We start from the raw sequence: 13,392 nt of genomic DNA on the forward strand, positions 1-13,392 counted from the left end.
CCTCTCTTCTTTCGATTATTTCGCTAAAATGTCCTTAATGGCTTGAACTAAATGGTCAATATCTTCTTTTGTATGAACCTCGGTTACACAAAATAATGCTGATTGACCAAACTCTGGAAACTCAAGTGAGAGGTCCTTTCCACCAAAAATCTTCTTTTCTATCAGTCTGTGATTAATTTGTTCAACTGAATAGCCCGTTTGATTAAAATCGACGATAAACTCTTTAAAAAATGATGAATGTAAACGTGACCCTGTTACAGCAGCAATTTTATTCAATTCTTGAGCAGCATACTGGCTATTTTGCATAATGGTTTGGCCTACCTCCTGCATACCATTTGGGCCAAGTAAGGCTAAATAGACTCCAGCTGTGATGCCCCATAATGCTGTCTGCGTTCCAACAGATTCTTTTCCATTTTCCCTTTGAGCAAATGAGGTCCGTTCATATGCCACATCACCAAAGCCGTATTCTCCTTCTTTCACCGTAGGGACAATACCAAACAATCGGGATGGATACTCACTGACAACTTTCACTTCATTATGTGAGGCAATGAAGCCTGCCTGGCCTCCGCTGTAATTCATATGCATACCTAGGGGCTGCAGGTCTCCACACACAATATCAGCTCCATAATGACTTGGTGGTGCCAGTACACCAAGAGAAATCGGGTCTACCCCTACTACCATCAGTGTTTCGGTTTCCTTTAATAGATTAGAAATCTCTGTTCCCTGCGCCTCAATAAATCCAAGGTAGGATGGATTTTCAAAATATAGGGCGGCAACATCTTCTGTTAATTTTTCTTTTAGGTCTTCTAAGTCCATTGCCCCTGATTTCGTATCAAATTGAACAAATTCAAATTCTAATTCTGGCGACCCGTAGTTGATGATAATTTTAATTCGTTCGGGTGCCACGGTTTTGGCTAATAAGACTTTTTTCCTCCCGGTAATACGGGCTGCCATTCTAATTGATGTAGCTGCCGCCTGCCCCCAATCAAAGGTTGGAACATTCACAACATCCATATCTACCAATTCAGCTAGTAAACTTTGATACTCGTAAAGTGCCTGAAAACGTCCGTGGTCCTCATACGGTTCCCCCGCATAGGCCGTTAAAAATTCAGAGCGCTGATTGATTTCATCACAAACTGCTGGGATAAAGTGCTGCCAACAGCCAGCACCTAGGAAATTCAAATATTCCTTTGTACTTGTATTTTTATTTAGAATTCCTTCAATATGGCGTCTAAGCTCATACTCCGTTAGGGCTGGAGGCAGTTTTAGGTCTCCTTTAAGCTGCAGCTCCTCCGGGATTCCTGAGAATAATTCCATAATGGATTCAGCGCCAATCACCTTTAGCATCTCCGTTTGTACTTCTGGCACCATGTTCGGAATATAAGGGTGTACCTTTTGTGACATGAAAATTACCTCCTGTAAGTTGAGTAATTACTTGTTAAATTTGAAATTTTACAAAAAATCAAGCTAAACCGCCGCCATCAACAATTAAATCTGTACCTGTTACCCATTCTGACAAGTCACTTGCAAGGAATAAAACTCCTTTAGCAATATCCCTTGGCGTTCCAAGTCTTTCTAATGGTCGGCCTTTTGCAGAGGATACTAAAAAATCTTCCTCTTTCAACTGTAATTGCTTGGCTTCATCCCGTAATAACGGAGTATCGGTATCGCCTGGACAAATACAGTTCACACGAATATTTTGCGGGCCATGGTCAATGGCCATCGCCTTTGTTAAATTCACAACTCCAGCTTTGGCAGCACAATAAGCAGCTGCCTGGTCTCCACCTTTTATTCCCCATCCAGAGCCGGTATTAATGATACTTCCTCCACCGCCACTAGCCATAAGAGGAATTAAATATTTAGAAAGGAGATAAATTCCTTTTAAGGAGACATCAATGACTAAATCCCAATCCGACTCTTCTAAATCAACAACTGTTTTTCTTCTGATAACACCAGCATTGTTAAAAAGGACATCTATGGCACCGTATTTTTTTTCGATATGATTTCTTACGGCGATACAATCGTTTCCATTACTTACATCACATTGTAGGAATTCCGCCCGATAGTCTTTCCTCTGTAACTCAGCAACGGCCTTTTGACCGTTTTCTTGATTAATATCTACCATAATCACCTTAGCACCAACTTCAGCTAAAAGTGTTGCAGCAGCTAGTCCAATCCCTGATGCCCCTCCTGTTACCACACACACCTTATCCTCTAAACCGAAATAATCTTGAGTGATCATCTTAATTCCTCCTGATAAAAATTGATTTAATTTATAGTAGAAAATCGTTAAACCCTTTTTCACTTTTTACTTCCCCATATATTTCTCTGAATCCAAAACGGATTTATTCAATAATTCTTTCGCATCCTGTTCCAGCATGATGGCATTTATTGCAGAAGATAAATTTCGATTGATTTCATCCCAATTCTTAGTTAGCAGATACGCTGGTGTAGCATTTGATCGCTCTAACATTTTGTAAAATGGTCCAATTAATGGGTCTTGATCTGTTTTCAACTTTTTCACCATGCTAATACGGACAGGTAAATCTGCTGTTCTCATCCTTATTGCTTCTGGGGAGGAGTAAAATTTCACAAATTCCCATGCTAGATCTTTGTTTTCTGAATCCTTCGCAATTGAAATTGCTGAAGAAGAAATCACTCCTCTTACTTGTTTTCCATTAAATGCAGGCATCTCTACTGTTCCAAAGTTTACCTTAGCTTTTTTAAACTCCTCCAGTGGCCAAATTCCGCTTTCCCACATGGCAATCTTGCCTTCCTTAAATACCTCTTCACCACTTTGCTGATTTTTACCGCCAACCAGCACTGCGCTTTTTCCCTTGACCATTTCTGCAAACATTTCTATTGATTCAATGGTTTCTGGGCTATTCATATAGCTATCGATTTTCTTTCCATCCTCACTAATGAAGCTTGAGCCATTACTCCAGACAATGCCTTGGAGGTCATACGTATCTGGTTCTGGTCTTACTCCTAATCCATACTGATTGATAGCAGGATTAGATAATTGCTTTGCCACACTTTTAAAGTCATCCCATGTCCATCCATCCTTTGGGTAGGGGACTTGAGCAGCATCAAATAAATCCTTGTTATAATAGACCACCCTTGTTGTAAAACCGGCTGGCATACCATACAGTTTTCGGTACATAGTAGAATAATTAAAGAGACCTTGGTAAAAATCATTCAAGTCGATAGTGGGATCTCTTTTAATAAAATTCTCAAGTGGTTCGAGTGATTGAAAATAGGCTGAAAAGTTCCACATATACATAACATCAGGAGGATTTTTTGCGCCAAATGCAGCAGTCAATTTTTGGTCAAATTCATCACCATATGCCTCCATCTGCACCTCTATAAATGGATGTTTTTCCTCAAATTTTGTAGCAATCGCCTCTTGTATTTTTAGTGCTTCTCCTGAATCCCAAGTTGCAAACCGAAGCACTATTTTTTCTTTACTCTCCTTCCTTGTTTGATCATCCCTGCTGCTTGATTGATTATCTGAACAGGCGGCCATAACAAATACTAAAATGAGTGCCAGAAAACTCATCCTGAATTTCTTCATCACTAGTTCCTCTTTTTTTTAATATAGTAGAAACCGCTTTCATTATAACTCGAATGAAAGCGGTCAAGAACTTACTATTATCTTATTCTTTTTGTACTATTGTTTGAATCCTCGTGAAAGAACGAATCATAGGGAAATTTGTTTGCTTTCATTCCGCTTTTTGTTCTGTCGATATTCCGATGGTGTTTTACCCATGCATTTTTTAAACCATTTGCTAAAATATTTCCCATCCTGAATGCCTATTTTTTCACCAATATCTTGTAAAGGAAGCGAAGTATTTTCCAGAAGTTCACATGCCGCTTTGACTTTTAGCTTTTCTATAAAAGTAAAAAAGCTTTCTCCAACTGTCTTTTTAAACATGGTACTAAAATGGCTTCGGCTTAAGCCCACTTCATTTGCAATATAGCTAGATGAAAAAGATTGATCTAAATCCTGGATCATGATTTGAACAGCCTTGCGAATGGGCAATGGCCAATCCTCCATCGAAACCTTAAATTGTTTTTCAAATTTAAACCTGCGAAAAAGATTTGTCACTCCATCCATCCAGTCATTCATTCCTCGATTTGGACCGTGATCCTTCCAACGAATAGAGGATCCTATACTTCTAGCCTCAACTAGAAGATGTTCAAAATCTGTTTTTGACTTTTCCTGGATAAAAGTAAAGGCTTGATCATGCCCGCAAGGAATCAAAGCAAATTGCGTTTCCCCATAAGACAGTTTCTTCTGAAAAAACTCGCTGCTATTTAATCCGGTAATTAAATAAATATAATAAGGATTCTCCATCCAATTCCACTCATTAGAAAACAACTCCTCAACTAGCTTAGGAAAAGAATTTTCAAAGTCACATAACCATTCATAAAATTCCTTTGCTAGATAGGATGAATCATAGGAATCTTGGATATTGGTATGATTAATTTCATTTTCTATGCGTCCAAGGTATTCTTCAAATTGTTGGTCTTCAAAGGCCGTTTTCAAAATATAACCAGAAGCACCAATATTCATCCCCTCCTGTGCAAAAGTGAAGTCCCGATGGCAGCTTAACAATAATATTTTGGTAGTTGGGGAAGTCTGTTTTATGTTTCTAGCAAGTTCAATTCCATTCATTTCAGGCATGACAATATCGGTTATGACTACCTCGGGGCTATGCTGTTGAAAGAGCTCCCAAGCTTTTTGTCCATTAGGTGCATCAGCAATTACCTCCATGCCAAATTTCTCCCAATCTATCGTTGCGATTAATCCTTTTCTAACAATGAGTTCATCATCTGCAATTAATACCTTTATCATCAACGTTATCTCCTTTTCGGCCATTTAATGCTAAAGATTGTTTTTACACCCACAACGGATTCGATTGATAAGCCGTACTCAGTTCCAAAGTGAAGCCTTATTCGTTGGTCGACATTATAAACACCAATTCCCCTCCCATTTCCACCATGGTGATTCGGGTTGAGAAGCTTTTCAATGGATTCTGCATTCATTCCTTTGCCGTTATCGGCTAAGGTAAGTTCTAGATATTCAGGTTTAACGGTAACCACTAGTTCAATACTTCCTTCGCCATCTTCAAATGCATGGAAGAAGATATTTTCAAACAATGGCTGGAGAGTCATCCTAGGGATTAAATAGTCCAAGCATTCCGAATGAATATTCTCTATATATTCAAATGTTTGGCCATAACGTATCTCTTGAACCTTCAAATAATGTTTGATTGTCTGGAGTTCCTTTTTTAACGGAATTAACTCATCTGCAAAATTTAAATTTTCATGCAGAACCTCTGTTAAATGGTAGATCATCTCTTGAACTTCCTTCGCTCCTAAGATCCTTGCCTTCCATTGTATCGAGTTTAAGGTGTTAAATAATAAATGAGGGTTTATTTGGTAATGGAACGCCTTTAATTCTGCTTGTCTTTTTAAACGTTCTGTCATGCTAATTTTCTCGATTAATTCCTTAATTTGATTGACCATAACATTAAAGCTTTGAGATAAAATCCCTAATTCATCATTAGAAGTAACGGTTATTTGTGTATCTAAGTTTCCTTCACTGACTCTCTTCATAGAGGAATTTAGACTTTTAATTCCCTTCGTAAGCGGAACAGAAAATAAGAAAGCGAGCACGGATACAAGGATGATTGAAAATAAAATAGCCGCTATCGTATAACGTAATATCACATTTGATGATTGATAATAATACTCTTGAGGTATGCGAACATGGATATCCCATCCATAAGCATCAAAATGGTTGTTCCAAATAATATCTGTTGTCAATTCCTTCGGAGCATTCTTTGTCTTATAGACCACCTGGTTCTTACCATTTTTAAGGGTGATAGAAGCTTGGAGATCATTTTCTAGAAAACCAATATAAGAGAACAGCTCCTCCGCATTTGTTTCAACTAACAGTTTACTTCCTTTCAATACCCCAAAATCACTTTCAATTGGAAAAACAAGTCCGATAATTTTTTCATCTTTTTTACCAGTGTAATAATGGTCAGAATTATAAAACCCTATCCAGAGATCTCCTTCTTTTAAGCTATTAATCTCTTTCCAAAATGGCTTTTGAAAGAGCTTATGTATATCCAAGCGACTATTTCCATAATAATAACCTGTATTGGTAATTAAATAGATTCCCTTTGTGTCATACGTTTTATGTGCCTCTATATATCTTTCAAAGTTTTTGATTTCAATAAACCCGGTGTACGTTCTCGGGATTTCTTCCTGTAAGATGACCAAGGTTGGATCCGATAAATACTGATTAATATCTTTCGAAACGACATACATTTGCTCAAAGATATTTTCGATTTGTTTATCAAGTTGAGAAACAGCAAATTGCTCATAATCATTAAATTGTTTATTCACAATTTCAGAGGACTTTCCATAGGATAGGAATCCAAACAACAGTAATGGAAACAAGGCAACAATGAGGAAAAACAGCACCATTTTTGTACGAATGCTTCGAAATGAAAGGTTTTTTATTTTAGTTGCAAGTATTTTCAAAGTTTTCTCCACCTCGTAGGGAAAAATGTGGAAATGAAAAAAAGGAGTGTCCCAGCACCCCAATTTAACTTTATTTCTGAGGTGCTGAAGCACTTTCTCTTACAATTAACTTCGTATTTATGGTAATTTTTTTACTGACTTCCCTTTTTGAGGAGAGCCTTTCTACCAGTAAGTCAACAGCTGTTTCACCCATGATTTCTGTATAGAGTTTAACCGTCGTTAAAGGCGGAACCATATATTGGGCTGTAGCGACATCATTAAAACCAACAATGCTTAGTTCATCAGGAATTTTGACCCCTAGTTCATAAGCAGCTTTATAGCAGCCGACTGCAATCGTGTCATTCGCAACAAAAACAGCTGTCGGTTTAGGCTCCGATCCTAACATTTCTCTTAGATTGGTATAACCATCCTTCGGATCATATCCGCCAATTTTCACTAATTCTTCTTTAAAAATACCTTTTTCTTTTAAATAATTTTCAAAAACATCCTGTCGTAAATCTTTAAATCGATTCCCATACATATCTGTTTCTACTCCACCAATAAAGCCAATATTTTCATGACCTAGCTCAGTTAAGTAGTTTAGCGCATTTCTGGTGGCAGAATTGAAATCAATCACAACGGAATCATAATAATACTCGTCTGGATTGGAATCAACAAAGACACAAGGTTTATGAAAACTTTTGATTTTTTCAATATCCTTTTTTTTGAAGGTTCCAAGGCATAAGATACCATCAATTTTTTTAAGATTCTCCTCATTGCCTTCCTTGTCAATTCTGAAAAAGTCAATACCTTTACTTTTCAGCTTTTTTTCCAAGGCGACCCTTATCGACAAGTAATAGGTATCTATTAATTCTTCTTCGAGTGAGAAAGAATCGTATAACCCTATTCTCCATTTACTCTTTTGCTTCTTCTTCGGAATCACCACATAGGCTAACTCCTCAGCCGCTTCAAACACTCTTTTTCTCGTTTCCGGTGAGACATTTAATGTATCATCGTAATTTAATACTCTTGATACGGTAGTGATTGAAACATTAGCTAAGTTGGCTATATCTTTTATAGTGGCCATTATTTCTCCCTGCCTACTTGTTTTTTTATCTTGCTATTTCTATTCAATTAGGTTATTTCCTTAAGTTTATTCTTTTTTAAAAAGGGAATTTTTGTTTCTGAAATGATGATGGCAGTAAGAATGAGAATGGCGCCAATCACCATTTTAATGGTCATAGTTTCATCCAAAATCGCAACGGAAAATACCATTCCCCAAAACGATTCTGTGGAAAGAATAATCGCAGCCTTTGTTTCTGTTATCATTTTTTGTGCAACGGTTTGCAATAGATACGCGATCGTTGTTGAAAATATCCCTAGGTAAAGCAGTGAGAACATTCCTTCCTTTTCAATAACAAAGGAAGTTTCTCCCCTGAAAAGAACAACGATGACTCCGATTATCGCGGCTGTCATCATTTGAATCAGCGTTAATGAGACAGGGTCTGAATCTTTTACATATTTTGCAGTAAAAAATATATGGAATGCAAATCCAAAAGCACAGCCTAGTGTCAGTAAATCCCCAATGTTGATTCCAGCAGAGAGCTTAAGTGATAATATGCCGACACCAACCATAGCCAAAATAGCACCCATTAGTTCATACATATCAATTTTCCGTTTATATATAACAAATGCAATAAAAGGAACAATCACGACATTCACAGCCGTTAAGAATGCATTTTTTGAAGGAGTCGTAAATTGAAGTCCTACTGTTTGAAGTGCAAAGGCCAAATATAAAAAGATTCCTAGTACAGCCCCTTTTATCATAGTACTTTTATTTATATTTTTCAGCTTTTTATGGAAAATTACGGTTAAAACAATGGCACCTATTAAAAATCTCCCTGCTAAAATTTGATAGGGTGTAAAGTACTCCAAGGAGATGCTACTTGCCACAAATCCGCTTCCCCATATAATCGCTGTAATCGTAAGAGCGATTTCTCCCATATACTTTTGCATTTAATCCCCCCTAAGCTGATCTTCTAACAGCAGCAGAAATACACTTGATGTCCATGTGAAGGATGTATCCACTAACCCTTTTCCAGTAAGCGGATCGAAGTTTTCAGCCATCCCGCCTATAAGCGTAAGGTCTAAAAACTTATCTCTAAGTCGATTTCCAACCTCTTTGTAGCCATTTTTCTTTAATGCATGGATAAACAGGTACGTAACTGGCGCCCAGATAGGACCGAGCCAATACCCATTTTCCCGATAATAGTTACTTGTTACACTCTCAGTAGCAAGACCAAATTTTGTTTCAAAGTTGGCTTCAAGGTCAGATACCAAGCGATCCATAATGGTTTTATCCAAACGATAACCGATCAATACTGGCAGCCTTAGAATTAAGCTAGTTCTAACATCGATTTTCTCACCATTTTTCCCAACTCGTCCATAAAAGCCTTCACCATCATAAAGTCTCTCAAGTAACAGGTTAAACAGGGAGTCTGCTTGATTCTTAAATCTTTCCGCCTCCTCTTTTTCACTTAAAATTTCAGCGAAGGAGGAGAGAATATCAAACGTACGAATTAAAAAACTAGCAAGGTCCGGTGCCTCCACAGGCATCCCGACATGGAAGAGGGAAGCATTATCCCATCCAGAATCATTCCCATGTTTATAGTGTGGCAGTCTGCCATGAAAAGTACGATGATTTTCATAATAGCTCATGACTTTTTTTGTAGACTCATACACATTTCTTAACCGTTGTTCGTCCTTAAAGTAATCATTCCGCTCCATTAACTGTTCATAGACATAAGCAAAAATAGGCGGCTTTATACAATTGTACGAAATAAATTTGTCATTCACAAAATCCGGATAAGCGCCCGACTCATCTTGTGTGTCCATGAAAATCTTTAATTGAGCATAGGCGATTTCTGGATACCTTTCTCCTAAGTTCAATGCGTTAAAGCAGTTATCCCACGACCAAATATTATACATCCACAGCTTAGACATATACATCGCATAATCCTTAAGGACTCCATCCGGATGTACGACGCTTGACCATGTAATATAAGAAGCCTTCTCCAAGGAGGGCCGATAATCAGTTTGACCATAACCCTTTCTCATGGAATCAAACCATTCTTTGTAAAGCACATCGACTTGTTCTTTTCCTTGGCTAAAAGGGAGGTATTCCTTTTGATGATAAACGGTTCGATAGCTTTCGATCACAAAATGTCCATTTTTCAAACGTATATCAATATAATCATTTCCGATAATATTCCAAGGTGCATCAACAGACATATCACCATTTAGATTCATGATCATTAATTTTAATTCCTTCGGATAGATGTGGTATTCATACATCCCATCTTCCAATTCCATTAATGAATCATATTTTCCTTTTGTCGCTCGCAGCCTAAGTTCTACATCCTGCACCTCGATATGGAGTTCATCTTCCTCAGGAATGATGATTTCCGCGACACGTTCCGATTGATCTTTTAAATAGAAGGAAAGGGATACCTCTGAAGCACGTACTTCATACTCCCGTTCCACTCCATCTTTAAGGATATCGATTTGAAAAAGCTTGGATGGTGCGTCGTCGCCGCCATGCACGTCTCTAATATATACAGAATCCTTTTCTTGTGAGACACAAAAATAGGAGCCAAATCTGGAAAATGGTATTTCTTTAATATCTAAATTCATCCTATTTCTCCTTGTCATTTGAACTAGCCGCTGGGCGCTGGAACTGGACATATTTCAAATAAGCAGGGTTTCCCCTGCTTTTGAATTTTTTATCTAACTCTAAAGTATTTACTTTCTTCTACTATATCGTCTTTATGAACGTTCCTTATTTCCAGCCCGATTTCAAAATCTTCTATTCCTACTCGATAGGCTGGAAGTTGTTCCTCACCACAGCTATTACTTCCCAGACCACTTTGTCGATAATCAATGGTTAACATATTGAATGGTGACTTTTTAATTTTTCCACGGTGCGTTGCTTCTTCTAATGCACTTGTTTCATAGTCATGAATGGTAAAATCCCTAGTCTCTTTAAAGTTAAAGAGGATGGATTGATTCCCCTTCGTTACAGCTAAGAAAGAAGTATCACATCTTGAACCATTTTCCTGTGGATAAACATAATCCGTGTGCATTTCCTCTACATTTTTACGATAAAGACCAATACTTTGGCTTCTCTTACTATCCTGATAACTTTCAGAATCGCCTCTGCCATACCATGTCACATCATTATAATCTTTGTTTACATGCAACGTAATTCCTATTCTTGGCAGCATTTCAGGTATTTCTTTCCCTCTAATAACTTTACTGCCTTTCAATTGGAGATTTAATACCCCATTTTGAGTGATTCGATACTGGTAAAACAATTCAAATCCCCATGCTTGATTCACGCTGGATAAATATTTTATGATTTCAATATCTACATAGCCTTCGTTCACTTGATAAGAGAAGGACGATAGTTGTTCCTTTGCATTTTTCAGGAAGTACTTATTGATCCAATCGTTTTTCTTATACATATCATTGTCAATGGCAGCTCTCCAGAGGGTAAGCTCGGGCCCCTTCTGAATAATCTCTTCTCCATTTAGTTGGTAGGAAACGAGAATTCCATGAAATTTTGAGAAAACAGTTTTAAACGTATCGTTTTCAAGAATAAGTTGTGTTCGATTCTCTTCAATAGAGATGTTTTCATGATTGAATTGGTTTTCTGGCAGTACAATTTTCTTCACCTCTGTTGCTTCAAGCAAGAAACTCTCACTGGTGATAAGATGACCTTCACTTGCATAAAGCGTACTATTCGGCTCAAAATAACTTAATTTAATGCGGACATTATCGTAATTTAGAGCTTCTGCAAGATTAATTGGCAGTGTTAATTCCATTTCTTCCTGTGCGTTAATAGATGGAAGATTAATATTCTTTTCTTCTATTAAACGAGTGAAGGATTCTACCTTAATGGTCAACTGAATTCCTTCTAGGCTTCTAAAATCATACCTATTTTTTATTCTAATCTTGAGCTGAGTTAGGTCAACCGCCTCAGTCACGATCGGTTCAATAACCTTCTTGTACTCAATTAGTCCAGGTGATGGTGTCCGGTCTGGGAATACGAGTCCATCGATGCAGAAATTTCCATTTGTAGGGAAATCCCCGTAATTTCCACCGTATAAATAATAAGTATTTCCATTATCATCTATACGTTCGATGCCATGGTCATACCATTCCCATACGAATCCACCCTGTAATCGTGGATACTTCCTCATCACTTCTTGATATTCTGTCAGCCCGCCAGGTCCATTTCCCATCGCATGGCCATATTCACATAAGATATGCGGCTTTTTCCCTTCGGAATCCTGGCCAATTTCTTCAAGTTGCTTTAATCTCGTGTACATCGTAGTATACATGTCACTATAGGCAGCATGACGATCTCCTTCATAATGTACCAATCTAGTAGAATCAATTTCTTTTATGGCTTGATACATCGCAGTGAAGTTTCTGCCCTGACCGGATTCATTGCCTAAAGACCAAATAATGACGCTTGGATGATTTCGGTCTCTTTTCACCATTCTCACAGCACGATCTACATACTGTTTTTCCCATAACTCATTGTCACTGATCCAATTATAATTCCCTGTGTTTTCAAAACCATGGCATTCAAGATCTGCTTCATCAATCACATAGAGTCCATATTCATCACAAAGGTCATAAAAAACATCATTATTCGGATAATGGGCCGTTCTTACAGCATTTATATTATGCTGCTTCATTAAAAGTACATCCTGAAGCATATCTTCGTAGGTTACGGTTCTTCCCATTCTTGGATTAAAATCATGTCGGTTTACACCATTAAAGAAGATTCTTTTTCCGTTTACTCTCATTTCATTATCAATGATATCGATAGATCTTACACCGAATCGTAACGGAATAATTTCTTTTTCTCCATTGGCTAATTCATACTCTAAAACTGCCATATAGAGATTAGGTTCCTCCGCATTCCATAGTAATGGATTCACCATTTCTCTTAATACTTGGAATTCACCATTAACCACATCTATAGGGAAGGAATCTACCTCGTCTCCTGCTTGGAAAAGTTTCACATTTACTGTCTGAATTTCACTTGTGAGAAACTTCCCGGTTACTTTTAACGTAAAATCCTTAAAATCTGTGCCCGGTAATGTTTCAACGTACACATCTTGAAGCGTATCTTTATTCACTCTATATAGTTCCACACTTCTAAAGATACCTGAAAGCCACCACATATCCTGGTCTTCTAAGTAGGTTCCATCTGAAAACTGGTAAACTCTTACTGTAAATCTATTTTTTCCAGCACGAACTAACTCAGTAATATCAAACTCTGATGGCATTCTCGAGCCTTTACTATAGCCTGCATGATGACCATTCACATAGAGATCAAAGGCCGAATCTACACCATTAAATTTAACAATAATTTTTTCTTCTTCCTTAATATCTTCCAAATAAACTTCTTTGAAATAGATTCCTGTTGGATTATCCTGAGGCACAAATGGTGGATTAATAGGAAAAGGATATAACACATCTGTATAATGCATATTTCCATAACCCATTAATTGCCAGCAAGAGGGCACCGTGATATCTTCTAAATCTGCAATAGCGAATCCTTGCGTTTCAAAGTTGACTGGTGAATATTCAGGTGCTTCCAAAAACAGAAACTTCCACTCACCATCAAGTGATGTATATCCCTTACTATTTTCTTTGTTATATTGTAATGCCTCATCAAATGCACGGTATCTGTAAAAATCAGAATGTGCTGGAAGCCTGTTTAGTGCCGTAAGATGGATATTTTCCCATCTCTTCATTTCACGTTGCATGTTCTCTTCC

9 protein-coding genes are annotated in these 13,392 nt (G+C 37.6%); all 9 read right to left on the reverse strand.

All coding sequences use genetic code 11. From position 1 onward, the window contains the following. Positions 1 to 15: 15 nt before the first annotated feature. The gene (gene gcvPA, locus QNH48_RS26675) at positions 16 to 1,404 is read right to left on the reverse strand and encodes an aminomethyl-transferring glycine dehydrogenase subunit GcvPA (RefSeq protein WP_283952699.1); all 1,389 of its coding nucleotides are present in this window, start codon (positions 1,402 to 1,404) and stop codon (positions 16 to 18) included. Between the two features lie 58 nt (positions 1,405 to 1,462). Further along, positions 1,463 to 2,242, reverse strand: a complete 780-nt coding sequence (locus QNH48_RS26680; protein WP_283952700.1) for an SDR family NAD(P)-dependent oxidoreductase — start codon at positions 2,240 to 2,242, stop codon at positions 1,463 to 1,465. Positions 2,243 to 2,308: 66 nt separating this feature from the next. Then, positions 2,309 to 3,574, reverse strand: a complete 1,266-nt coding sequence (locus QNH48_RS26685) for an ABC transporter substrate-binding protein (RefSeq protein WP_283952701.1) — start codon at positions 3,572 to 3,574, stop codon at positions 2,309 to 2,311. 126 nt (positions 3,575 to 3,700) lie between these two features. Further along, positions 3,701 to 4,858 carry a response regulator transcription factor gene (locus tag QNH48_RS26690; protein WP_283952702.1) on the reverse strand — a complete coding sequence of 386 codons (1,158 nt, stop codon included), beginning with the start codon at positions 4,856 to 4,858 and terminating at the stop codon, positions 3,701 to 3,703. A 5-nt stretch (positions 4,859 to 4,863) separates the two neighbouring features. Further along, complete coding sequence (locus tag QNH48_RS26695) at positions 4,864 to 6,558, reverse strand: sensor histidine kinase (RefSeq protein WP_283952703.1); 1,695 nt, start codon at positions 6,556 to 6,558, stop codon at positions 4,864 to 4,866. Between the two features lie 70 nt (positions 6,559 to 6,628). Further along, positions 6,629 to 7,624 (reverse strand): LacI family DNA-binding transcriptional regulator, encoded by a 996-nt coding sequence (locus QNH48_RS26700; protein WP_133368893.1) that lies wholly within the window; start codon positions 7,622 to 7,624, stop codon positions 6,629 to 6,631. 47 nt (positions 7,625 to 7,671) lie between these two features. Beyond that, a complete protein-coding gene (locus QNH48_RS26705; protein ID WP_283952704.1) occupies positions 7,672 to 8,553 on the reverse strand; it encodes a DMT family transporter in 882 nt (293 codons plus the stop codon). After that, positions 8,554 to 10,230 (reverse strand): amylo-alpha-1,6-glucosidase, encoded by a 1,677-nt coding sequence (locus QNH48_RS26710; protein ID WP_283952705.1) that lies wholly within the window; start codon positions 10,228 to 10,230, stop codon positions 8,554 to 8,556. 89 nt (positions 10,231 to 10,319) lie between these two features. Continuing rightward, entirely contained in the window at positions 10,320 to 13,382 is a 3,063-nt protein-coding gene (locus QNH48_RS26715; protein WP_283952706.1) for a glycoside hydrolase family 2 TIM barrel-domain containing protein, read from the reverse strand. Between the last annotated feature and the right edge of the window lie 10 nt (positions 13,383 to 13,392).

It is taken from the genome of Neobacillus sp. YX16, assembly GCF_030123505.1.
Lineage (GTDB): Bacteria > Bacillota > Bacilli > Bacillales > Cytobacillaceae > Neobacillus.

Coding starts and splice junctions, on each gene's coding strand:
- gcvPA (WP_283952699.1), bottom strand. CDS start 1,404: ATGTCACAAAAGGTACACCCTTATATTCCGAACATGGTGCCAGAAGTA.
- QNH48_RS26680 (WP_283952700.1), bottom strand. CDS start 2,242: ATGATCACTCAAGATTATTTCGGTTTAGAGGATAAGGTGTGTGTGGTA.
- QNH48_RS26685 (WP_283952701.1), bottom strand. CDS start 3,574: ATGAAGAAATTCAGGATGAGTTTTCTGGCACTCATTTTAGTATTTGTT.
- QNH48_RS26690 (WP_283952702.1), bottom strand. CDS start 4,858: ATGATAAAGGTATTAATTGCAGATGATGAACTCATTGTTAGAAAAGGA.
- QNH48_RS26700 (WP_133368893.1), bottom strand. CDS start 7,624: ATGGCCACTATAAAAGATATAGCCAACTTAGCTAATGTTTCAATCACT.
- QNH48_RS26705 (WP_283952704.1), bottom strand. CDS start 8,553: ATGCAAAAGTATATGGGAGAAATCGCTCTTACGATTACAGCGATTATA.
- QNH48_RS26710 (WP_283952705.1), bottom strand. CDS start 10,230: ATGAATTTAGATATTAAAGAAATACCATTTTCCAGATTTGGCTCCTAT.
- QNH48_RS26715 (WP_283952706.1), bottom strand. CDS start 13,382: ATGCAACGTGAAATGAAGAGATGGGAAAATATCCATCTTACGGCACTA.